Source organism: Sinorhizobium sp. M4_45 (assembly GCF_002885915.1).
In the GTDB taxonomy this organism is placed as follows: domain Bacteria; phylum Pseudomonadota; class Alphaproteobacteria; order Rhizobiales; family Rhizobiaceae; genus Sinorhizobium; species Sinorhizobium meliloti_A.
Genome location: NZ_NWVE01000007.1, coordinates 322,663 through 343,489 on the forward strand (window position 1 = coordinate 322,663; position 20,827 = coordinate 343,489).

A 20,827-nucleotide genomic window follows, 5' to 3' on the forward strand; every position below is an offset into this window, starting at 1 on the left:
CTATATGTTTGGAATGGATATGATTGAGCCATATAATGGATAAATCGGACGTCACCCTCGAACGGATACGCACCTTCGTTCGCGTCTCGGAACGGGGCAGCCTGTCGGCAGTGGCGCGAGAGCTCGGCATCGGCCAATCCACCGTGACGCGGCATCTGCGCGAACTCGAGGAGGCCGTCGGCGCGCCTTTGCTGAGCAGGACCACCCGGCGCGTCACGATGACCGACGAAGGCAGCCGCTACTATGCTCGAAGCGTCGAGATCCTGCGCCTGGTGGAACAGGCCAGCGACGAGGTGCGCGTTACGCGCGGCGCCCACGCCGGCACGATCCGCATCTCCTGCACGGCGGCTTTCGGTGTGCTGCATGTAAGCCGGCTTATCTTCGAATTTCAGGACGCCTATCCGAATATCGGCGTCGATTTGAGTCTTACCGATGAGCGGATCGACCTCGTGCGGGAGGGAATTGATGTGGCGCTCCGCCTGGGGCCTCTTACCGACAGTTCGATGCGGATGAAGGCGCTTGGCCAAAGCCGACGGCTGCTGGTGGCAGCGCCGGCCTACCTGGCGAAGCGAGGAAGACCGGCCACTCCACAGGAGCTCATCGGACACGAAGGCATCCGGATGTCGAATGTGGCAGGCAGCGAAACCCTCGCCCTGCAGGGGCGAGATGGGAGGTACCACGCCGTTCCCTTCGGCGGTCGCTTGAGAGTGGACCATGGCCTCGCCGCACGCGAAGCGCTCGTCTCCGGACGCGGCATCGCGCCTGCGCATCGATGGCTTGTCGGCGATCTTCTGGAGTCGGGAAGGATCGAGGTCGTGCTGCCCGACTATTCGCTTCCTTCCGTGCCGCTCAACGTGCTGGTCGTACCGGAACGCGCCGGCATCTCCCGGGTCCGCCTTCTCATCGACTTCCTCGCAAATGAGATCGGCAAGCTTCCGGGAATGGACCGTTCGCCGAACGGGCAATGATCAGCCGGCGCTTTTCTGCGGCGCCGCGTGTCTTATCAGGAAAGCTCGCTGTAACACTTTGAACGATGCCCGCCCGTTCAATCGCGCCCGCGGAAGCGGCGCTGATAGGCCGGGTCGTAGAGCGAGCTTTCGCGGAAATCCGATGCCTCCAGGCCCGGTCCGACGAAGATCAGCGCGGTGCGTTCGATCGGGTCCGCCGCGACCCTGGCCCCGATATCGCCGAGCGTGCCGCGGACGACGCGTTCGTCCGGCCAGGAGGCCTTGGCCACGATCGCGACCGGGCAGTCGGCGCCGTAAAGCGGCGTCAGCTCCTCGATCACCTGACCGAGCGCGTGAATCGCAAGATGGATCGCAAGCGTCGAACCGGTGGCGCCGAAGGCGGCGAGCGTCTCGCTGTTCGGCATGGGCGAGGCACGACCCGAGACGCGGGTCAGCACCAGACTCTGCGCGACCGCCGGGATCGTCAGCTCGCGGCCGAGCGTCGCGGCAGCGGCAGCGAAGGCGGGGACGCCCGGGGTCAGCGTGTAGGCGATCCCATTCTTCTCCAGCCGGCGGATCTGTTCTGCCACCGCGCTCCAGACGGAGAGATCGCCGGAATGCAGCCGGGCGACATCCTCGCCGGCTTCGGCAGCGCGGACATATTCCGCCTCGATCTCGTCGAGCGACATCGGCGCCGTATCGATAATGCGAGCGCCCGGCGGGCAATATTGCAAGAGCTCGGGCGATACGATCGAACCGGCGTAGAGGCAGACGGGGCAGCGGCCGATCAGGTCCCTGCCCCTGATCGTGATGAGATCTGCCGCGCCCGGGCCTGCGCCGATGAAATGAACCGTCATGATCTGTCCTCTCGAAAAAGCATGGCTCGTAGATCGGCTCACGCCTTGATCCACGACCATTGCGTCACCGGCATCGCCGGCCGCCAGCCCGTCATGGCGCCGACGGGCGAGGCCCGGGCGATGTCGATCCGCATCAGCGAGCCGCCGAACCGCGCGTGTCGGTCGAGCAGCACCGCTTCCATCTCCGTCGTCACGGCATTGGCGACGAGACGTCCGCCGGGCGCGAGCGCCGCAATCGCCGCCTCCATCACCCCGGGCTCGCTGCCGCCGCCGCCGATGAAGATCGCGTCCGGCTGCGGAAGGCCGCGCAGCGCCTCCGGCGCCTGCCCTTCGGCGACCACAAGCCCCGGAACGCCGAAGCGGGCGGCATTGCGGCCGATCCGCGCAGCCCGTTCGGACGACGCCTCTATGGCGACGGCGCGCATCGCCGGATCGGCAAGCATCCATTCGATCGCGATCGAGCCTGCGCCGGCGCCGATGTCCCAGAGGAGTTCGCCCTTGCGCGGCGCGAGCGCCGAGAGCGTCAGCGCCCGCACCTCCCGCTTGGTGATCTGGCCGTCATGCTCGAAAAACCGATCGTCCAGGCCGCTGGCAAGCGTCAGAACGCGTGCATCGGCATCGGCCACCACCTCAAGTGCGCAGACGTTCAGAGCGTCGAGTTCCTCCATCGCGAAGCCGGAAGCGAGGTGGCGGGAGACACGCTCGCTTGCGCCGCCGAGCGCTTCGAGAACCGTAAGCCGTGACTGACCGAACCCGCTTTCTGCAAGCAGCCCGGCAAGCGCCTTCGGCCCGTTCTCGTCCGAGGTCAGCGCCAGGACGCGCGCGCCCGGCTGAAGATGCGGCCGTATGAGATCGAGCGGACGGCCGTGCAGCGAAACGGTCGCGACTTCCTGCAGCGGCCAGCCTAGCCGGGAAGCGGCGAGGCTGAAGGCGGACGGCGCGGGGATGGTGCGCATTTCCGCGGCATCGACGCGGCGCGCCAGCGTGGCGCCGACGCCGTAAAGAAACGGATCGCCGGAGGCGAGCACAACGACAGGGCTGCCGCGCCGAACGACGATCGCCTCCACCGACTTTTCAAAGGGGCTCTGCCAGCTATGGCGTTCGCCGGCGATCAGCGGTGCGGCGAGTTCCAAATGGCGGGCCCCGCCGAAGACGACGGGAGCTGCCTCTATCAGGCGCTTGGCCTCGTCGCCGAGACCGGCTACACCGTCTTCTCCGATACCGATCACGGTGAGCCAGGGAGCGACGATGGCCGAGCCACTGTTCGACATGTCAGCCACGGGCAGACCTCGCATTCTGATCCTGGGTGGAACGACCGAGGCGCGGCAGCTCGCAGAGCGCCTGGTCTGCGAACCGCATTACGATACGGCGATCTCGCTTGCCGGCCGTACCGCCGATCCCCGCCCGCAGCCGCTTCCGACGCGCATCGGCGGCTTCGGCGGCGCCGAAGGGCTTGCCGCCTTTCTGCGCGAACGAAATATCGCCCTGCTGATCGATGCGACGCACCCCTTCGCCGCCCGCATCTCGCTCAACGCCGCCGCAGCGGCCAAGATGACCGGAACGCCGCTCATTGCGCTCCGCCGCCCCGCCTGGGCGGCAGAGCCCGGCGATCGATGGACCTGCGTCGGAAGCGTCGCGGAAGCGGTGTCCGCATTGGGCGAGGAGCCGCGCCGCGTCTTGCTGGCAATCGGCCGGCAGGAGGCTTACCATTTCGAGAAGGCGCCGCAGCACAGCTACGTCGTGCGCAGCGTCGATCCGGTGATGCCGCCGCTCGATCTGCCGGATGTCACCGCCATCCTCGCCTCCGGCCCCTTTGCGCAGACCGACGAAACAGAACTGCTCGAACGCCACGGGATCGACGTCATCGTCGCCAAGAACAGCGGCGGTGCGGCCACCTACGGCAAGATAGCGGCGGCGCGTCACCTCGGGATCGAGGTGGTGATGGTCGAGCGCCACAAGCCTGCCGACGTTCAATCGGTCGGCGACTGCGACGAGGCGCTCGAACGCATCCGTCAATGGCTTTCTCCGGTGAAGGACCGCGGCGTGTAGACGAGGTCGTGCTTACCCTCGCGGGCGATAGTGCGCGTCTCCGGCGAACCGATGATCACGCAGGTCGCCATGTCGGCGCGGTCGGGGTCGGCCTCACCGAGCGGCATGACTGCGATGCGCTCGTCCGCCCGGCCGGCGGCGCGGCCGAAGATAACCGGAACGCGGGCCGGCAGCACCTGCCGAAGAACCTCGAAGGCCTCGCCGAGCTGCCAGGGACGCGCCTTGCTGATCGGATTGTAGAGCGCAATGACGAGCCCCGCTTCGGCGGCAAGCCTCAGTCGTCTGGTGATGACATCCCACGGCTTCAGGTTGTCGGAAAGCGACATGGCGCAGAAATCGTGTCCGAGCGGCGCCCCGATCCGGGCTGCGACCGCGAGCATCGCGGTGACGCCGGGCGTGATCGTGAGATCGACCTCACGCCATTCCTGCGGTCCCTTGTCGATCGCCTCGCAGACGGCGGCCGCCATCGCGAAGATGCCGGGATCGCCGCCGGAGACGACGCACACATCTGCCCCGGCTGCGGCGCGCGCGAGTGCTGCCCGGGCACGGTCCAGTTCCTCGCGATTGTCCGAAGCGATGCGCCGTTGATCCGCCCGAAGATGCAGGCGATCGAGATAGGGGCCGTAGCCGAAGAACTCGGTCGCGACCGTTATCGCATCCTCGGCCTCGGGCGTCATTTGCGCCGGATTGCCGGGGCCGGTGCCGACGATGAAGAGCTTTCCGGTCATGCGCTGCCCTCCGATCCGGGCCTTTCCTTCCGGCCGGGCCTGTCCTTCCAGCCAGGGACGAGCACCAGCGAGAAATAGGGCGCCTCGTCGTCCGGCTTCTCGCCGAGCGGAACCATCGCCGCATTCCTCATGGTGCCGCGCTCGACATAGACGGCCGCCTCGAGCCGGCCTGCCGCCGCCAGCGCCCGGCGGATCTTCGGCAGGTTGCGGCCGACCTTCATGATGACCGCGGCTTGCGTGTCGGCGAGGCGGCGCTGAAGCTCGCCCTCGCCCATCGTGCCGGGGAGAACCGAGAGCACGTCGTCGCCCTGCACCAGCGGCAGCCCCGCCAGCGACCAGCAGCCCGACATTGCGGTGATGCCCGGAATGACCTCGGCCGGGAAGCGGCCGGCAAGCCGCACATGGAGATGCATGTAGGAACCGTAGAAAAGCGGATCGCCCTCGCTCAGCACCGCGACCGTCCGTCCGGCGAGGAGATGCGCCGCGACGACCTCGGCCGAGGCGTCGTAGAAATCGGTGATCTGGCGCTTATAGGCGTCGTGATCCTTGTCGATCTCGGTCGTCACCGGGTAGTAGAGCGGCAATTCGGTCATGTCCGGCTTCAAAAGACCTTCCACCACCGCGCGGCCGTTGCCGTTGCGTCCGGCCTTGGCGAAATAGGCGACGACGTCCGCTTCGCCCAGTGCCCGGACGGCCTTTACGGTCAGGAGTTCAGGATCGCCGGGACCCGTTCCGACGCCGATAAGCCGGCCTGATTCCACGCCGCTCACAGGCCCGGCCTCGCGAGAGAATTCAGCGCGGCGGCGGTCATCGCACTGCCGCCCAGACGGCCGCGAACGATCGCAAAGGGAACGCCATAGGAATTTTCGGCAAGCGCGTCCTTCGATTCGGCCGCACCGACGAAACCGACGGGCATTCCGAGGATCGCCGCCGGCTTCGGCGCGCCGTCGCGCAGCATTTCGAGCAGATAGAAGAGCGCGGTCGGCGCATTGCCGATCGCTACCACGGAGCCAGCCATCCGCTCGCCCCAGAGCTTCAGCGCCGCTGCGGAACGCGTATTGCCGATCTCGGTGGCGATCTCCGCGGTACGCGCATCGCGAAGCGTGCAGATCACCTCGTTGCCGGCGGGCAGCCGGGCGCGCGTCACGCCATGGGCGACCATTTCGGCGTCGCAGAAGATCGGCGCGCCGTCTTTCAGCGCCGCGCGCGCGGCGGAGACGAAGCCGGGCGAGAACACGAATTGTCGCACCGCCTCGACCGATCCGCAGGCATGAACCATGCGTATGGCGAGATCGGCTTCTTCTTCCGAAAAGCCGGAAAGATCGGCTTCCGCGCGGATGATCGCGAAGGAACGCTCATAGATGGCGTTGCCATCGCGGATGTAATCGTAATCAGGCATTTCTATCCCTGTTCAAACGCGGCGGCGATGCGCGCGGTCCCGAGCCGTGTAAGACAGGACAGCGCCGATTCGCCAGCGTCTTTGTTTTCCCGCACGAGCGCGTTCAGCGCGCCGAACGCAGATCCTATTCCGTTTTCATCCCTGTAGGCACTCGACGCGACGGAAGCAGTGCCATTTACGACAAGCGCATATCCTGATGGCGCACCGACGAGCGTCAGCGGCGACACCGTGGGTCTGGCGCAACCCTTGGGACAGCCGGAGAGATGCACCGTCACCGAACCGTCGAGGAGCTCCGGCGCGGATTCGACCAACAGCCTCGCCGTCGCCTTTGTGTCCATTCGCGCCGAGGCGCAGGCGAGGCCTGCGCAGGCGGCTATGTGATTGCGCGGATCGTCGGAGGCGACCAGAAAGCCGTGCGAGCAGGCAAGGCGTTGCACGACGGCCGCCGTTTCGCCCGAGAGACCGAGGACGAACAGACCGCGCGGGGGTGCCAAGCGTATCTCGTTTGCGCCGAGTTCCTCCGCCTGTCTGAGGAATGCGACGAGACTGCCCGCATCGGTTTGCGCGAAGGCCAGGCCGACGCCGAGCACGGTGCCGGCGCCGCCGAAGTGGTGAATGCCCGCCGGTGGCGGCGAAAAAGCGGGACCGTCCGCGCGCGGCAGGGCATCGCCGGCCGCCGCGCGCCGCCGAAGAAGATCGGCATCAAGGTCGCGGGCCCGGCTAGCGGGGCCGAGTGCAGCGAGATCTCCCAGGATTTCGAGAACGATAGGCACGATTTCGTTCGATTCCAGGAGCGCGACGGGCTTTGCCGAGCGCGCCGTCCCGCCGAGCGAAAGCAGCCATCGCACGCCGTCCTCATGCTCGAACGCAGAGACACGCAGGTCGGCGGTCAGGCTTCCCAGGCGGAAGCGGCCGCCTCCATCCACGACGATCGAAAGTTTCGGCGCGAGCCTGAGCGCCTCACCCGCGCCGGAGATCGCCATGCGCAGCGCGCGGGCGAGCGGGCGAGGATCGGCGATTTCGTCCGGGTCGAAGCCGGCAAGCGGCGGCGTCTCGATCGCCACCCCTTCGGCAATGGCTATCTCCGCCGCCCCGATCGCTTCGGCGAGCGCCGGAACGCTTTCCGGCGTCAGGCCGCGGATCTGCAGGTTGCCGCGTGCCGTGACCTCAATGATCCCGCTGCCGCATGTCGCAGCCGCACCGGCAATCGCCCTCATCTCGGCCGGCGTCAGGCCGTCGCCTGCCGGTCGCAGCCGCACGAGCAGGCCGTCCCCGGTCTGCATCGGCGCCGCCAGCGAAGGACAGCTCCCGCGGCGCATCGATGCGCCGGTCGCAGATCGGTCGGCTCGTGGGGCGGCGCAGCTTTTCATTCGTCTCGGTAATCCTTCGGTATCTGCGAGCCAACCCGGCACGCCTGATCGATCGAGCCTATATCACAGGGGGAGCGTCGAGAGAGATCAAAGATCTGCCGCCGAGAGCAGGGCAACGCCCGATTACTCTTCGAAATCGGCGCCCTTGCGGAGCAGATAAATATCCATGATCCAGCCCATCCGCTCGCGCGCCGCGGCCCGCGCTTCGAGAATCCGCTCTTTCACCTCGGCGAGGCGCCCTGAAATGACGATCTCGTCGGGCGTGCCGAGATAGGCCCCCCAATAGATCTCGGCGTCCGGATCCTCGATACTCCGGAACGCCTGCTCGCCGTCGAGCATGACGACGGCCGTCTCGCTTTTGTGCGGAAAACTTTCGGCGAGCCGCCGGCCCGTGGTGATTTCCACCGGCTTGCCGACGAGGTTCAACGGGATGCGATGGCTGGCACACAGCGCCTGCAGGCTGGTAATGCCCGGAATGACGTCGTAGCCGAAGGCAACCCGGCCGCCCGACTTCACGCGTTCCACGATGCGGATCGTGCTGTCATAGAGCATCGGATCGCCCCAGACGAGGAAGGCGCCGGTCTGGCCTTCCGCAAGCTCGCTCTCCAGCAGCGCCTCGTAGGCGGCGGCGATGCCCGCATGCCACTCGTCCACGCTTTCCACGTAGCTGCGGCCTTCGGTGCGGCGGACGGGCACCGCGAATTCGACGGTGCGGCTGCCGGCCCGCGTCACGTAGCGGGCGCATATCGCTCGGCGCAGCTCGGCCAGCTCGGTCTTTTTCTCCCCTTTGGTCGGGATGAAGAGCACATCGGCCCGATTCAGCGCATTGATCGCCTGAACCGTCATGTGCTCGGGGTTGCCGGCACCGATACCGATGATCAGGATGTGTCGCATGCCGTCTCCCATTGCGCCACCCGCATAATCGGGCCAGTCCCGCCCGCATGTCGGGCCAGTGTTTGACGGATCGCCGCGGCGGGTGCAAGGCCCATTCGCGACGGCAAACGCTACGGCCGCGTCAGCAGTTCGGCGCCAGCTGCCGCTCGACGGCCAAAGGGGGATCTTCCGGCAACCGCCAATCGATCGGATCCAGCCCCTTGGACGTCAAAAACGCATTCGCCTTGGAGAAATGCCGGCAGCCGAAGAACCCCGCATGGGCCGATAAGGGTGACGGATGCGGTGCGGTGAGCACGAGATGACGCGAACGATCGACAAAAGCGGCCTTGCGTTGTGCGTAAGAGCCCCAGAGCATGAAGACGACAGGCTGCGCCTGCTCGTTGACCGCCCGGATTACGGCGTCGGTGAAGCGCTCCCAGCCCTTGCCCTGATGCGAAGCCGCGCGGCCGCGTTCGACGGTCAGCACGCTGTTCAGAAGCAGCACGCCCTGGCGCGCCCAGCTTTCGAGGAAGCCGTGGCGCGCCGGCGGAATGCCGAGGTCTTCCTGCAATTCCTTGTAGATGTTGACGAGAGAGGGCGGCGTGCGCACGCCCGGACGAACGCTGAAGCAGAGCCCATGCGCCTGCCCGTCGCCATGATAGGGGTCCTGGCCGAGGATGACGACGCGTACCCTGTCGAGCGGGGTCAGATCGAGCGCACGGAAATATTCGACGCCCCTCGGAAAAATCTGCCGACCCTGCTGCTTTTCCTCCAGCAGGAACCGCTTGAGCTCGGCCATGTAACCGTGGCGGAATTCCCCGCCCAGAACGGCTTTCCAGCTTTCTTCCAGCCTGATCGTCGCGTCCATGTGGATCGTCCACCTCCTTGGGTCTCGTTCGGGAATTTAGACGCATGAGCGCCTATCGCAAGCGCTCGCGTCGTCTCCACCCCATCGGTTCACCGATTTTGACTACAGCGCAACGGCCGCATTGTATTTCCACGAATATAGCGGTAACCAAAATACCGGAGCGCTATATCTTGGGAAATATCACGAACCGGGAGACTTGGGTGTGACAACGAGAAGAGATTGGCTCAAGGGCGTGTCACTGGTGCTCGGCGTGGTACTGGCGGGAACGACCTTTGCACCGGCTCAGGCGGCGGAGAAGGTCACCGTGTTCGCCGCGGCGAGTCTCAAGAATGCGCTCGATGCGATCAACGGCGAATGGCTCAAGCAGACCGGCAAGGAAGCCACCGTTTCCTATGCGGCGAGTTCGGCGCTGGCGAAACAGATCGAACAGGGCGCGCCCGCCGATGTGTTCATCTCGGCCGACCTCGCCTGGATGGATTACCTCGCAGACAAGAAGCTGATCAAGGCCGGCACGCGCTCCAACCTGCTCGGCAATCGTATCGTCCTCGTCTCCGGCAAGTCGGATGCCCGGGCTGTCGAGATCGAGCCGGGTCTCGACCTTGCCGGTCTTCTCGGCGACGGACGATTGGCCATGGGAGCCGTGGAATCCGTCCCTGCTGGCAAGTATGGCAAGGCCGCGCTGGAAAAGCTCGGGCTGTGGCCGAACGTTGCCGGAAAGGTCGCCGGCGCCGAAAGCGCGCGCGCCGCCCTCCTCCTCGTGTCACGTGGCGAGGCGCCCTACGGCATCGTCTACCGAACCGACGCTGCAGCGGACGCCAATGTGAAAGTGGTCGGCACCTTCCCCGAGGACAGCCACCCCCCAATTATCTACCCGATCGCGATCACCGCGGACAGCAGGAACGCCGATGCCGCCGCCTACCTCGAATTCGTCCGCTCGCCGAAGGCGGCGGCGCTTTTCCAGGCCGAGGGCTTCACCGTTCTGGAATAGAACTTGCCGAATGATTGCACGACACGGCGCATCAGGAACGGGAGTACGAGCTTGGACTGGATGGCATTGAGCGACGCGGAGTGGACGGCCGTCCGCCTGAGCCTGCGGGTCGCCACCGTTGCGATGCTTGCGAGCTTGCCGCCGGCGCTCCTTGTCTCGATGATACTTGCGCGCGGCCGCTTCTGGGGCAAGTCGCTCCTGAACGGCCTCGTCCATATGCCGCTGATCCTTCCGCCGGTCGTCACGGGCTTCGCTCTGCTGCTCCTTTTCGGCCGGCGCGGCCCGATCGGTGCATTTCTCGCTGAGAATTTCGGGCTGGTCTTTTCGTTTCGCTGGACGGGAGCGGCACTCGCCTGCGCGGTGATGGGCTTTCCATTGATGGTCCGCAGCATCCGGCTGTCTATCGAAGCAGTCGACCGCAAGCTCGAAGAAGCGGCGGGAACCCTTGGCGCTAGCCCCGCCTGGATCTTCCTGACGGTCACATTGCCCCTGATCCTTCCCGGCATTCTCGCCGGCATGGTCCTCTCCTTTGCCAAGGCCATGGGCGAGTTCGGCGCGACCATCACCTTCGTTTCCAATATCCCCGGCGAGACCCAGACGCTTTCCGCCGCGATCTATACCTTCACACAGGTGCCGGGCGGCGACGCCGGCGCGATGCGCCTTGCCGCGATCTCCGTCGTTATTTCGATGGCGGCCCTGATGCTTTCGGAAGCCATGGCTTCAGCCGCGGCGCGGCGGACGGTGGCGGCATGAGGCTCGAGGTCGAAGCGCGCCTTCGTCTCGGCTCCTTCGCGATCGACGCCGCCTTCGGCTCGGAGGGCGGCGTGACCGCCCTTTTCGGCCGCTCCGGCTCCGGCAAGACCTCGCTCGTCAACATCATCGCCGGCCTCCTCCGGCCCGATCAGGGCCGCGTCGTGCTCGACGGCGACACGATCGCCGACAGCGAGCGCCGGCTTTTCACCCCCGTCCACCGCCGCCGCTTTGCCTATGTGTTCCAGGAAGCCCGCCTCTTTCCGCATTTCAGCGTCCGCAGAAATCTCGCCTATGGCCGTTGGTTCGCAGGCGCGGCCCGATCGGGGCCTGAATTCGGCAGGATCGTCGAAATGCTCGGCATCGAACATCTGCTCGATCGGATGCCCTCGACGCTCTCGGGCGGCGAGCGGCAGCGCGTCGCCATCGGCCGGGCGCTGCTCGCTTCCCCCCGCCTGCTCCTGATGGACGAGCCGCTCGCCGCGCTCGACGACGCCAGAAAGGCCGAAATCCTGCCCTATCTGGAGCGGCTGCGCGACGAGACGCGGATTCCGATCGTCTATGTCAGTCATTCGGTGGCTGAAGTGGCGCGGCTGGCGGAGCGCGTCGTCGTCATGGAAAACGGCCGGGTCAAGGCCTTCGGCAAAACGGCGGCCGTTCTGAACGAGCCGTTTCCGACATCCGCCGCCGACCGGCGGCAAGCGGGCGCGTTGATCGAGGGCATCGTCGACAGTCATGACGAAGGCCACGAACTGACCGTGGTGCGCGCCGGAGACTGCCTGATCCGCGTGCCGCATCTCGTCGCCGAGGCCGGGCAAAGTCTACGCCTCTACATTGCCGCGCGCGACGTCATGCTGGCGACCCGTCGCCCGGAAGGCATCAGCGCCCTGAACGTGCTTCCGGGAACGATCGTCGGCGTCTCGTCGCCGCGGCAAGGAAGCGTCGACATGCGCGTGGATTGCGGCGGCAACGTCATCGCCGCGCGCGTGACGACCGTCTCCCGCGATGCGCTCGCGCTTGGCCCGGGAAAGCAGGTGCACGTCATCATCAAGACCGTCGCGCTCGATCATTAGAGAAGCGAATGGTTAGAGCGGCTTTCCGGTTGGCTCCTCTTGCGGAGCACCGTTGCAGTCGCGCATGGCGTCGAGCCAATCGAGATCGTCCGCGATCGCGGCCTGCGCCTTGGCCTCCATCGCCCGGAAGCGCTCGATCAGCATCTCGCCGAAAGCGGTGACGACGGCGCCGCCGCCCTGCTTGCCGCCGCGCTGCGAGTCCACCGCCGGCTCCTTGAACATGCGGTTCAAGGCGTCGACCAGCAGCCAGGCACGGCGGTAAGACATATCCATGGCCCGCCCGGCAGCGGAAATGGAGCCGGTCTCGCGGATGTGTTCCAGAAGCATGATCTTGCCGCGCCCGAGACGGCTGTTCGGCGGCAAGTCGATGCGGAGGATCGGGCGGGGGTCGGCTTCGGTATCGTGCATGGAGCGAACATAAAGCCTGGCGCAGGAGACGGGAAGGCGCGACCGCTCAAAGACGATGCGGGAACTTCGGGCACGGGAACTGTGCATCGCCGCCCGAAACCGGCCAAGCAGGCTTGATCGAAGCCGACATTGGATGCAGCGATAGACATAACTGAACAAACCCAAGAGATGATCATGCCCGGCCCCGCTCTCGACCCCGTTGAAACCGATGCATCGCTGCCCGGTAGTGCCGACGTCGTCATCATCGGCGGCGGTATCATCGGAATAAGCACGGCGCTCTTTCTCGCCGAGCGCGGCGTGAAAGTCGTCCTGTGCGAGAAGGGCGATCTCGGCGGCGAGCAATCGAGCCGCAACTGGGGCTGGGTGCGCGTCATGGGCCGCGATCGGCGCGAGATTCCGCTGGCGATGGAGGCGCTGAAGATCTGGGACACCCTCGATGCGCGCGTCGGCGGCGAGACGGGATTTCGCCGGAGCGGCATTCTCTATATTTCCGAAACGGAGCAGGACGTCGCCAACCGCGATGCCTGGCTCGCGCTTGCGAAACCCCATGGCGTCGACAGCCGCCAGCTCACCGCCGACGAGACCCGGGAGCGCATGGCCGGGACGGCGATCCGCTACAAAGGCGCGCTCTATACGCCGAGCGACGGTCGAGCGGAGCCGCAGAAGGCCGTGCCCGCAATCGCGGCCGGAGCACGCCGAGCCGGCGCACATATCGTCACCGGCTGTGCGGTGCGGGGGGTTGAGAAGAGTGCGGGTCGGGTAAGCGCCGTCGTCACCGAAAAGGGCCGCATCGAAGCCTCGACGGTGGTGCTTGCGGGCGGCGCCTGGTCGCGGCTCTTCTGCAAGGGCCTCGGCATTCGGCTGCCGCAGCTAAAGGTGCGCAACACCGTGCTCAGGACCGCTCCGGTCGAGGGCGGCCCGGCCGGCGCAGGCGCAACGGCGACTTACGCCTATCGCAAACGCCTCGACGGCGGCTACACGATCGCCACCGCGGGTGCCAACCTGCATCCGCTCGTGCCGGACACCTTGGCATTCTTCCGCGATTTTCGCGCGGCGAGAAGGGCCGAGGGCGAGGCCGTGCAGGCAGGCTTGAGCGCCCAGAGCTGGCGCGAGCTTTTCGAAATCGCATCCGTGCCCCTCGATCGGCCCGGCGCCTTCGAGCGCCACCGCATCCTCGATCCTCGGCCCGATCCGAAATCCGTGCTCAAGGCATTCGAGGAAGCAAGAAAGGCTCTTCCGAAGCTGCGTACCGTCGAGCCGGTGCAGATCTGGGCCGGCCTGATCGATGTCACGCCCGACGTCGTCCCGGTCATTTCGCACGCGAAAGAGGTACCGGGCCTCGTCATCGCCACCGGCTTCTCCGGTCATGGCTTCGGCATCGGCCCCGGGGCCGGACATCTCGTCGCCGATCTCGTCACCGGAGATCCGCCCATCGTCGATCCCTCCGAGTTCCGCCTTTCGCGCTTTTCCGACGGCAGCCCGATAGAGATCGCGCCACCGGTCTGAAGGCCGGGTCGCCCGCCCGCCTCACGAAAGAAAATTGCCCGCCGCCAGCGCCGGCACCGGCCCGGCGTTCGGTGCCGCATGCGTGCCGGCACGAATCTGTCTTTCTTCGCGCAGCAGCCGGGCGCGGCGGCGAAAGCGCTTCATCTGGCCCCTGACTCGTGGCAGTCTGTGCCCATATCCTGTCGGGAGAGCGGGATGCCGTAGCGGTATGGCAGGCGGGGCGGAGGACACCCCAGGCGCCGGCCGGGAACCGCCGGGCGGCGGCGCCGTTCTTCCGGGAATGGAGTTGCGCGACGCGCAATCCGGAAGGGAGGCCGGAATCCGCATGGATGAATTCAGCCGATTGAGCCTGCATGTCCCCGAACCGGCCGTCCGGCCGGGCGATCTGCCCGATTTCTCCAACGTGAAGATACCAAAGGCGGGCTCGGTGCCGCGGCCGGAAGTCGATGTGGACCCGGAGGAGATCCGCGACCTCGCCTATTCGATCATCCGGGTTCTCAACCGCGAGGGCGAGGCAGTCGGCCCCTGGGCCGGTTTTCTTTCCGACGAAGAGCTGCTGAGGGGTCTCAGGCACATGATGTTGCTGCGCGCCTTCGACGCGCGCATGCTGATGGCGCAGCGCCAGGGCAAGACATCCTTCTATATGCAGCATCTCGGCGAGGAGGCGGTGAGCTGCGCCTTCCGCAAGGCGCTTCGCAAGGGCGACATGAATTTTCCGACCTACCGCCAGGCGGGGCTCCTGATTGCCGACGACTACCCGATGGTCGAGATGATGAACCAGATCTTCTCGAACGAACTCGATCCCTGCCATGGTCGGCAGCTGCCCGTCATGTACACCTCCAAGGAGCACGGCTTCTTCACGATATCGGGCAACCTCGCCACTCAATATGTCCAGGCCGTCGGTTGGGCCATGGCATCCGCCATCAAGAACGATACGCGGATCGCCGCCGGCTGGATCGGCGACGGCTCGACTGCCGAGTCGGATTTTCACTCCGCGCTGGTCTTCGCTTCCACCTACAAGGCGCCCGTCATTCTCAACATCGTCAACAACCAGTGGGCGATCTCCACTTTCCAGGGTATCGCCCGAGGCGGTTCCGGCACCTTCGCCGCAAGGGGCCTGGGCTTCGGCATTCCGGCGCTCAGGGTCGACGGCAACGACTACCTGGCCGTCTATGCGGTGGCGCGCTGGGCGGCCGAGCGGGCGCGGCTCAATCTCGGTCCGACGCTGATCGAATACGTGACCTACCGCGTCGGCGCCCATTCGACTTCCGACGATCCGAGCGCCTATCGCCCGAAAACGGAATCGGAAGCCTGGCCGCTCGGCGACCCGGTCCTGCGCCTGAAGAAGCACCTGATCCTACGCGGCGCCTGGTCGGAGGAGCGGCATGCGCAGGCGGAGGCGGAAATCATGGACGAAGTGATCCAGGCACAGAAGGAAGCGGAACGCCACGGAACGCTGCATGCCGGCGGCAGGCCGTCGGTGCGGGATATCTTCGAAGGCGTCTATGCAGAGATGCCGCCGCATATCCGCCGTCAACGGCAGAAGGCGGGGTACTGACATGGCCAGAATGACGATGATCGAAGCGGTGCGCAGCGCCATGGACGTCTCGATGGCGCGCGACGAAAATGTCGTCGTCTTCGGGGAGGATGTCGGTTATTTCGGCGGCGTTTTCCGCTGCACCCAGGGGCTTCAGGCGAAATACGGCAAGACGCGCTGCTTCGATACGCCGATCAGCGAGTCCGGTATCGTCGGCACGGCCATCGGCATGGCCGCCTACGGGCTGAAACCGTGCGTCGAGATTCAGTTTGCCGACTACATGTATCCCGCTTACGACCAGCTCACGCAGGAGGCCGCGCGGATCCGCTACCGCTCCAACGGCGACTTCACCTGCCCGATCGTCGTGCGCATGCCGACGGGCGGCGGCATCTTCGGCGGCCAGACCCACAGCCAGAGCCCGGAGGCGCTCTTCACCCATGTTTGCGGGCTGAAGGTCGTCGTGCCGTCGAATCCCTATGACGCCAAAGGTCTGCTCATCTCGGCGATCGAGGATCCGGATCCCGTGATGTTCCTGGAGCCGAAGCGGCTTTATAACGGCCCCTTCGACGGCCACCACGAACGCCCGGTCACGGCTTGGTCCAAGCACGAGCTCGGCGACGTTCCGGACGGCCACTATGCGATCCCGATCGGCAAGGCCGAGATACGCCGCAAGGGATCAGGCGTGACTGTCATCGCCTATGGTACGATGGTGCATGTGGCGCTCGCGGCAGCCGAGGAGACCGGTATCGACGCGGAAGTGATCGATCTGCGCAGTCTGTTGCCGCTCGATCTCGAGACGATCGTGCAATCCGCGAAGAAGACCGGGCGGTGCGTGGTCGTGCACGAGGCGACGCTGACCTCGGGATTCGGTGCAGAGCTCGCCGCTCTCGTTCAGGAACATTGCTTCTATCACCTCGAGTCTCCGGTCGTACGGGTAACGGGTTGGGACACGCCCTATCCGCACGCGCAGGAGTGGGATTATTTCCCCGGTCCGGCACGCGTCGGGCGTGCGCTCGCCGAAGCGATGGAGGGCTGACCGGGTGGGTGAATTCATCATCAAGATGCCGGACGTCGGCGAGGGTGTCGCGGAGGCCGAGCTCGTCGAGTGGCATGTGAAGCCCGGCGATCCGGTGCGCGAGGATATGGTGCTCGCCGCCGTCATGACCGACAAGGCCACGGTCGAAATCCCCTCGCCAGTCACCGGCAAGGTCCTGTGGCTCGGAGCGGAGGTCGGCGACACGGTCGCGGTGAAGGCGCCGCTGGTCAGGATCGAGACCGCCGGCGAGGCGGGCGATGCTGTCCCGGACAGCGTCCCGGAGGCGCTGGCCGAAAACGTGCTGGACGAGCCCGTCGCCGTCTCCTCCCGGCCTGCGGCCAAGGCGCCGCCGCAGCCTGAAAAACCTGCGCCGAGAACCGCGCCGGCGCCGCGCGAAACGACGGATCTTTCGCCAAAGCCACTCGCCTCCCCGGCAGTGCGGCTGCGCGCCAGAGAGAGCGGCATCGATCTCAGGCAGGTGGCCGGCACCGGGCCGGCCGGCCGGATCACCCATGAGGATCTCGATCTCTTCATCAGCCGTGGCGCCGGGCCGCTGCCGGCGCAGGCCGGGCTCGTCCGCAAGACCGCCGTCGAGGAGGTCAGGATGACCGGCCTCAGACGCCGGATCGCCGAAAAGATGTCGCTCTCCACCTCACGCATCCCCCACATCACCTATGTGGAAGAGGTGGACATGACGGCGCTCGAGGATCTGCGCGCGACGATGAACCGCGACCGCAAGCCGGAGCAGGCCAAGCTCACGATCCTGCCTTTCCTGATGCGCGCGCTGGCGAAGACCGTCGCCGAGCAGCCCGGCGTCAACGCCACGTTCGACGACCATGCCGGCGTCATTCACCGCCACGCTGCCGTCCATATCGGCATCGCCACCCAGACGCCCGCCGGGCTGACCGTTCCGGTGGTGCGCCATGCCGAGGCGCGCGGGATATGGGACTGCGCGGCCGAGCTCAACCGGCTGGCGGAGGCGGCCCGCACCGGAACGGCGACGCGCGACGAGCTTACCGGCTCGACCATCACCATCTCCTCGCTCGGCGCCATCGGCGGAATCGCCACGACGCCGGTCATCAACCATCCGGAGGTGGCGATCGTCGGCGTGAACAAGATTGCCGTCCGGCCCGTCTGGGACGGCGCGCAATTCGTCCCGCGCAAAATCATGAATCTCTCGTCGAGCTTCGATCACCGGGTCATCGACGGCTGGGATGCCGCGGTCTTCGTCCAGCGCCTGAAGACGCTGCTCGAAACGCCGGCGCTGATTTTCGTTGAAGGATAGGCATCCATGAAGGAAATCTCCTGCAAGCTCCTGGTTCTCGGCGCCGGACCCGGCGGCTATGTCGCGGCGATCCGCGCCGGCCAGCTCGGCGTCAACACGGTGATCGTCGAGAAAGCGAAGGCTGGCGGCACCTGTCTGAATGTCGGCTGCATTCCGTCGAAGGCGCTGATCCACGCGGCGGACGAATATCACAGGCTCCGCACGGCTGCCTCGGGCAAGAACCCGCTCGGCCTTTCGTTGAGTGCTCCGGCGATCGACCTCCGGCGAACGATCGCCTGGAAGGACGGCATCGTCGGACGGCTGAACGGCGGCGTCACGGGGCTCCTGAAGAAGGCGGGCGTCAAGGCGGTCATCGGCGAGGGACGCTTCGTCGACGGCAAGACGGTGGATGTGGAAACGGAAACCGGGCTTCAGCGCATTCGGGCGGAAGCGATCGTTATCGCGACCGGTTCGGCGCCGGTCGCGCTTCCCGACCTTCCCTTCGGCGGAAGCGTCATTTCCTCGACCCAGGCTCTGGCGCTGACGGACGTGCCGCAGACGCTCGCGGTGATCGGCGGCGGCTATATCGGTCTCGAACTCGGAACCGCCTTCGCCAAGCTGGGCTCCAAGGTCACCGTGCTCGAGGCGCTGGGCCGGATCCTGCCGCAATACGACGCCGACCTCTCAAAGCCGGTGATGAAGCGGCTCGGCGAACTCGGTGTGGAGGTCTTCACCCGCACCAAGGCCAAACGGCTCTCCGCCGACCGGCGGGGCCTGCTTGTCGAGGAGAACGGCCGCGCCTTCGAGGTCCCGGCGGAGAAGGTTCTCGTCACCGTCGGCCGCCGGCCGGTGACCGACGGCTGGGGGCTTGAAGAGATCGATCTGGACCGATCGGGCAGGTTCATCCGCATCGACGACCAGTGCCGCACTTCGATGCGCGGCATCTATGCGATCGGCGATGTGACCGGAGAGCCGATGCTTGCGCACCGGGCGATGGCACAGGGCGAAATGGTCGCGGAAATCGTCGCCGGTCATAAGCGCAGCTGGGACAAGCGCTGCATTCCGGCGGTCTGCTTCACCGACCCGGAAATCGTCTCCTCCGGCCTCTCGCCGGAAGAGGCGCGCGCTGCCGGCATCGACGTCAAGATCGGCCAATTTCCCTTCCAGGCGAACGGCCGCGCCATGACGACGCTGTCCGAGGACGGCTTCGTGCGGGTCATCGCCCGCGCCGACAATCACCTGGTCCTCGGCATTCAGGCTGTCGGCCATGGCGTTTCGGAACTGTCGGCGACTTTTGCGCTGGCGATCGAGATGGGCGCGCGGCTGGAGGACATCGCCGGTACCATCCATGCGCATCCGACGCAATCGGAAGCCTTCCAGGAGGCGGCCTTCAAGACGCTCGGGCACGCTCTGCATATGTGAGCGGACCCGGCGTCCCAGGCCCCTTGCGGAGCCCGGCGACCAGGCCTCAGCCCATCCGCTCCGACGCGTAGGAACCCGGGCTCGGCGGGAAGACGACGACGCGGTTGCCGTTGATGAAGCAGCGGTGGTGGATATGGGCGTGCACGGCGCGGGCCAGCACCTGGCTTTCGACGTCGCGGCCGATCGAGACGTAGTCCTCGGCTGACTGCGCATGGGTGATGCGGGCGATATCCTGCTCGATGATCGGTCCCTCGTCGAGATCGGCGGTGACGTAATGGGCCGTCGCGCCGATCAGCTTCACGCCGCGCTCATAGGCCTGCTTGTAGGGGTTCGCCCCCTTGAACGAGGGCAGGAAGGAGTGGTGGATGTTGATGATCTTCCCCGACATCTTCTTGCAGAGCGCATCGGAAAGCACCTGCATGTAGCGGGCAAGAACGATCAGCTCGGCGCCGGTCTGCTCGACGACGTCCATCAGCTGGGCTTCGGCCTTGGGCTTGTTCTCCTTCGTCACCTTGATGCAGTGGAAGGGGATGTCGTGGTTGACGACCACCTTCTGGTAGTCGAAGTGGTTGGAGACGACCCCGACGATGTCGATCGGCAAGGCGCCGATCTTCCAGCGGTAGAGAAGATCGTTCAGGCAATGGCCGAAGCGCGACACCATGAGCAACACCTTCATGCGCTCCTCGGAATCACGGATCTCCATCGTCATCTCGAAGCGCTTGATCACCGGTTCGAAGCCTTCGCGCAGATCTTCGAGCTTGGCGCCTTCCTGGCTGATGAAGGTGAGACGCATGAAGAACAGGCCCGTCTGGAAATCGTCGAACTGCGAGCTGTCGCTGATATAGCAGCCCTTTTCGGCGAGATAGCCGGTGATGGCGGCGACGATGCCGCGAGTGGATTTGCAGCTGACGGTCAGCACATAGCTTTTCATCGATGAATCTCTCGTTTTGAGGTGTTCCCACGCCCTTACACGGGCAGTCGCGCAAAAACTAGCTCGGCGATCTGCGGCCCGCCGATCCATTCGCGACATCGGCTTGGCGGAACAGGCCACACCGATGTGCGAATGACGAAATCGCATCCGAAACGGGGTTCAAGGTTTTGCGCGGTCGGGATGCGCCCTGCGGAAGGCGTCGATGGCGGCGCAGCGGCGATCTATGGCAACGATCCGCGGGCACGCCGAAAGATCGACATCCCAGCGCCGTGCATTGTAGACCTGCGGCACGAGGCAGAGATCCGCCATCGTCGGACGATCGCCATGGCAGAATTCACCGGTCGCGGGGCGGTCCAGCATACGCTCGAAGGCAGAGAGACCCTCGCCGATGAATTTCTGCATCCACTCGCGCCGCGCAACCTCGCCGTCGCCCGCGCCCGCCATCACATGAGCGACGACGCCGAGATTGCAGACGGGATGGATATCCATCGCCACGGCATAGGAAAGCGCGCGGACGCGTTGCCGGTCGACGGGATGGGACGGGAGGAAACCCGTCCCATCCCGCGTCTCCGCAAGATATTCGATGATGGCGAGCGACTGGGTGAGGCGCTCGCCGTCTATGTCGAGCACCGGCACCAGTCCCTGCGGATTCCGGGCGAGATGCTCCGGCGCGCCATGAGCCTTTGCCAGCAGGTCGACCGGGACGGAGCGATAGGCTTCGCCGATCAGGTTGAGCGCGATCCGCACCCGGTAGCTCGCCGACGAGCGCCAATAGTCATAAAGCACGGTTTCGTTCGCCACACCCGTCTCCACGCTGTCCG

22 protein-coding genes are annotated in these 20,827 nt (G+C 66.0%); 10 read left to right on the forward strand and 12 right to left on the reverse strand.

Annotated features, from left to right (window positions below; translation table 11 throughout):
- The first annotated feature begins 35 nt into the window (after nt 1-35).
- Entirely contained in the window at nt 36-968 is a 933-nt protein-coding gene (locus tag CN933_RS20615) for a LysR family transcriptional regulator (RefSeq protein ID WP_018096655.1), read from the forward strand.
- Between the two features lie 77 nt (nt 969-1,045).
- Here CN933_RS20615 and cobM read toward each other — a convergent pair whose 3' ends face one another.
- Nucleotides 1,046-1,804: a precorrin-4 C(11)-methyltransferase gene (cobM, locus tag CN933_RS20620; RefSeq protein WP_018096654.1), complete on the reverse strand. Its 759-nt coding sequence runs from the start codon at nt 1,802-1,804 to the stop codon at nt 1,046-1,048.
- Between the two features lie 38 nt (nt 1,805-1,842).
- Nucleotides 1,843-3,075, reverse strand: coding sequence for a bifunctional cobalt-precorrin-7 (C(5))-methyltransferase/cobalt-precorrin-6B (C(15))-methyltransferase (locus CN933_RS20625; protein ID WP_018096653.1), 1,233 nt, complete (start codon nt 3,073-3,075; stop codon nt 1,843-1,845).
- Here CN933_RS20625 and CN933_RS20630 point away from each other — a divergent pair.
- Nucleotides 3,053-3,853 carry a cobalt-precorrin-6A reductase gene (locus CN933_RS20630; RefSeq protein ID WP_018096652.1) on the forward strand — a complete coding sequence of 267 codons (801 nt, stop codon included), beginning with the start codon at nt 3,053-3,055 and terminating at the stop codon, nt 3,851-3,853. The two genes, CN933_RS20625 and CN933_RS20630, sit on opposite strands and share 23 nt — an antisense overlap.
- On the opposite strand, the gene CN933_RS20635 is transcribed toward CN933_RS20630, so the two are convergent.
- The 6 genes from CN933_RS20635 to ung form a co-directional block, all read right to left on the reverse strand.
- Nucleotides 3,817-4,581 (reverse strand): precorrin-3B C(17)-methyltransferase, encoded by a 765-nt coding sequence (locus tag CN933_RS20635; RefSeq protein ID WP_018096651.1) that lies wholly within the window; start codon nt 4,579-4,581, stop codon nt 3,817-3,819. The genes CN933_RS20630 and CN933_RS20635 overlap by 37 nt on opposite strands.
- A complete protein-coding gene (locus CN933_RS20640; RefSeq protein WP_018096650.1) occupies nt 4,578-5,351 on the reverse strand; it encodes a precorrin-2 C(20)-methyltransferase in 774 nt (257 codons plus the stop codon). Before CN933_RS20640 ends, CN933_RS20635 begins: the two co-directional genes overlap by 4 nt.
- Nucleotides 5,348-5,980 carry a precorrin-8X methylmutase gene (locus CN933_RS20645; RefSeq protein ID WP_018096649.1) on the reverse strand — a complete coding sequence of 211 codons (633 nt, stop codon included), beginning with the start codon at nt 5,978-5,980 and terminating at the stop codon, nt 5,348-5,350. Before CN933_RS20645 ends, CN933_RS20640 begins: the two co-directional genes overlap by 4 nt.
- A 2-nt stretch (nt 5,981-5,982) precedes the next feature.
- Nucleotides 5,983-7,350, reverse strand: a complete 1,368-nt coding sequence (gene cobG, locus CN933_RS20650) for a precorrin-3B synthase (protein ID WP_018096648.1) — start codon at nt 7,348-7,350, stop codon at nt 5,983-5,985.
- Between the two features lie 123 nt (nt 7,351-7,473).
- Complete coding sequence (gene cobF / locus CN933_RS20655; protein WP_018096647.1) at nt 7,474-8,244, reverse strand: precorrin-6A synthase (deacetylating); 771 nt, start codon at nt 8,242-8,244, stop codon at nt 7,474-7,476.
- A 121-nt stretch (nt 8,245-8,365) separates the two neighbouring features.
- On the reverse strand, nt 8,366-9,091 hold the full coding sequence (ung, locus tag CN933_RS20660; RefSeq protein ID WP_018096646.1) for a uracil-DNA glycosylase: 726 nt from the start codon (nt 9,089-9,091) through the stop codon (nt 8,366-8,368).
- Nucleotides 9,092-9,293: 202 nt separating this feature from the next.
- On the opposite strand from ung, the gene modA reads away from it, so the two are divergent.
- The 3 genes from modA to modC are packed head-to-tail and all read left to right on the forward strand — an operon-like array spanning nt 9,294 to nt 11,902.
- Nucleotides 9,294-10,079, forward strand: coding sequence for a molybdate ABC transporter substrate-binding protein (gene modA, locus CN933_RS20665; protein ID WP_018096645.1), 786 nt, complete (start codon nt 9,294-9,296; stop codon nt 10,077-10,079).
- 60 nt (nt 10,080-10,139) lie between these two features.
- Complete coding sequence (gene modB / locus CN933_RS20670; RefSeq protein ID WP_018096644.1) at nt 10,140-10,832, forward strand: molybdate ABC transporter permease subunit; 693 nt, start codon at nt 10,140-10,142, stop codon at nt 10,830-10,832.
- Nucleotides 10,829-11,902, forward strand: coding sequence for a molybdenum ABC transporter ATP-binding protein (gene modC / locus CN933_RS20675; RefSeq protein ID WP_018096643.1), 1,074 nt, complete (start codon nt 10,829-10,831; stop codon nt 11,900-11,902). The genes modB and modC overlap by 4 nt, the downstream gene beginning before the upstream one ends.
- Before the next feature lie 12 nt (nt 11,903-11,914).
- Here the strand turns inward: modC and CN933_RS20680 are convergent, their stop codons facing one another.
- Nucleotides 11,915-12,310: a winged helix-turn-helix domain-containing protein gene (locus CN933_RS20680; protein WP_020487495.1), complete on the reverse strand. Its 396-nt coding sequence runs from the start codon at nt 12,308-12,310 to the stop codon at nt 11,915-11,917.
- Between the two features lie 168 nt (nt 12,311-12,478).
- Here CN933_RS20680 and CN933_RS20685 point away from each other — a divergent pair, with 168 nt between their 5' ends.
- Nucleotides 12,479-13,816: an NAD(P)/FAD-dependent oxidoreductase gene (locus CN933_RS20685; protein ID WP_018096641.1), complete on the forward strand. Its 1,338-nt coding sequence runs from the start codon at nt 12,479-12,481 to the stop codon at nt 13,814-13,816.
- Nucleotides 13,817-13,837: 21 nt separating this feature from the next.
- On the opposite strand, the gene CN933_RS32260 is transcribed toward CN933_RS20685, so the two are convergent.
- A complete protein-coding gene (locus CN933_RS32260; protein WP_018096640.1) occupies nt 13,838-13,960 on the reverse strand; it encodes a hypothetical protein in 123 nt (40 codons plus the stop codon).
- Nucleotides 13,961-14,141: 181 nt separating this feature from the next.
- On the opposite strand from CN933_RS32260, the gene CN933_RS20690 reads away from it, so the two are divergent.
- Genes CN933_RS20690 through lpdA form a run of 4 tightly spaced genes read left to right on the forward strand, consistent with a single transcriptional unit; the run spans nt 14,142 to nt 19,075 of the window.
- Nucleotides 14,142-15,374 carry a 3-methyl-2-oxobutanoate dehydrogenase (2-methylpropanoyl-transferring) subunit alpha gene (locus tag CN933_RS20690; RefSeq protein WP_026168781.1) on the forward strand — a complete coding sequence of 411 codons (1,233 nt, stop codon included), beginning with the start codon at nt 14,142-14,144 and terminating at the stop codon, nt 15,372-15,374.
- A 1-nt stretch (nt 15,375) separates the two neighbouring features.
- Nucleotides 15,376-16,389 carry an alpha-ketoacid dehydrogenase subunit beta gene (locus CN933_RS20695; RefSeq protein WP_018096638.1) on the forward strand — a complete coding sequence of 338 codons (1,014 nt, stop codon included), beginning with the start codon at nt 15,376-15,378 and terminating at the stop codon, nt 16,387-16,389.
- Nucleotides 16,390-16,393: 4 nt separating this feature from the next.
- Complete coding sequence (locus CN933_RS20700) at nt 16,394-17,674, forward strand: dihydrolipoamide acetyltransferase family protein (RefSeq protein ID WP_018096637.1); 1,281 nt, start codon at nt 16,394-16,396, stop codon at nt 17,672-17,674.
- Between the two features lie 6 nt (nt 17,675-17,680).
- Nucleotides 17,681-19,075, forward strand: coding sequence for a dihydrolipoyl dehydrogenase (gene lpdA, locus CN933_RS20705; RefSeq protein WP_018096636.1), 1,395 nt, complete (start codon nt 17,681-17,683; stop codon nt 19,073-19,075).
- A 46-nt stretch (nt 19,076-19,121) separates the two neighbouring features.
- Here lpdA and purU read toward each other — a convergent pair whose 3' ends face one another.
- Nucleotides 19,122-20,006 (reverse strand): formyltetrahydrofolate deformylase, encoded by an 885-nt coding sequence (gene purU, locus CN933_RS20710; protein WP_018099360.1) that lies wholly within the window; start codon nt 20,004-20,006, stop codon nt 19,122-19,124.
- 159 nt (nt 20,007-20,165) lie between these two features.
- A complete protein-coding gene (maiA, locus tag CN933_RS20715; protein ID WP_018099359.1) occupies nt 20,166-20,819 on the reverse strand; it encodes a maleylacetoacetate isomerase in 654 nt (217 codons plus the stop codon).
- Nucleotides 20,820-20,827 lie beyond the last annotated feature (8 nt).

Excerpts from the sequence above, each read along its gene's own strand:
- CN933_RS20615 (WP_018096655.1), top strand. The coding sequence starts at position 36 with ATGGATAAATCGGACGTCACCCTCGAACGGATACGCACCTTCGTTCGC.
- cobM (WP_018096654.1), bottom strand. The coding sequence starts at position 1,804 with ATGACGGTTCATTTCATCGGCGCAGGCCCGGGCGCGGCAGATCTCATC.
- CN933_RS20630 (WP_018096652.1), top strand. The coding sequence starts at position 3,053 with ATGGCCGAGCCACTGTTCGACATGTCAGCCACGGGCAGACCTCGCATT.
- CN933_RS20625 (WP_018096653.1), bottom strand. The coding sequence starts at position 3,075 with ATGTCGAACAGTGGCTCGGCCATCGTCGCTCCCTGGCTCACCGTGATC.
- CN933_RS20635 (WP_018096651.1), bottom strand. The coding sequence starts at position 4,581 with ATGACCGGAAAGCTCTTCATCGTCGGCACCGGCCCCGGCAATCCGGCG.
- CN933_RS20645 (WP_018096649.1), bottom strand. The coding sequence starts at position 5,980 with ATGCCTGATTACGATTACATCCGCGATGGCAACGCCATCTATGAGCGT.
- cobG (WP_018096648.1), bottom strand. The coding sequence starts at position 7,350 with ATGAAAAGCTGCGCCGCCCCACGAGCCGACCGATCTGCGACCGGCGCA.
- cobF (WP_018096647.1), bottom strand. The coding sequence starts at position 8,244 with ATGCGACACATCCTGATCATCGGTATCGGTGCCGGCAACCCCGAGCAC.
- ung (WP_018096646.1), bottom strand. The coding sequence starts at position 9,091 with ATGGACGCGACGATCAGGCTGGAAGAAAGCTGGAAAGCCGTTCTGGGC.
- modB (WP_018096644.1), top strand. The coding sequence starts at position 10,140 with ATGGCATTGAGCGACGCGGAGTGGACGGCCGTCCGCCTGAGCCTGCGG.
- modC (WP_018096643.1), top strand. The coding sequence starts at position 10,829 with ATGAGGCTCGAGGTCGAAGCGCGCCTTCGTCTCGGCTCCTTCGCGATC.
- CN933_RS20680 (WP_020487495.1), bottom strand. The coding sequence starts at position 12,310 with ATGCACGATACCGAAGCCGACCCCCGCCCGATCCTCCGCATCGACTTG.
- CN933_RS20685 (WP_018096641.1), top strand. The coding sequence starts at position 12,479 with ATGATCATGCCCGGCCCCGCTCTCGACCCCGTTGAAACCGATGCATCG.
- CN933_RS32260 (WP_018096640.1), bottom strand. The coding sequence starts at position 13,960 with ATGAAGCGCTTTCGCCGCCGCGCCCGGCTGCTGCGCGAAGAAAGACAG.
- CN933_RS20690 (WP_026168781.1), top strand. The coding sequence starts at position 14,142 with ATGGATGAATTCAGCCGATTGAGCCTGCATGTCCCCGAACCGGCCGTC.
- CN933_RS20695 (WP_018096638.1), top strand. The coding sequence starts at position 15,376 with ATGGCCAGAATGACGATGATCGAAGCGGTGCGCAGCGCCATGGACGTC.
- lpdA (WP_018096636.1), top strand. The coding sequence starts at position 17,681 with ATGAAGGAAATCTCCTGCAAGCTCCTGGTTCTCGGCGCCGGACCCGGC.
- purU (WP_018099360.1), bottom strand. The coding sequence starts at position 20,006 with ATGAAAAGCTATGTGCTGACCGTCAGCTGCAAATCCACTCGCGGCATC.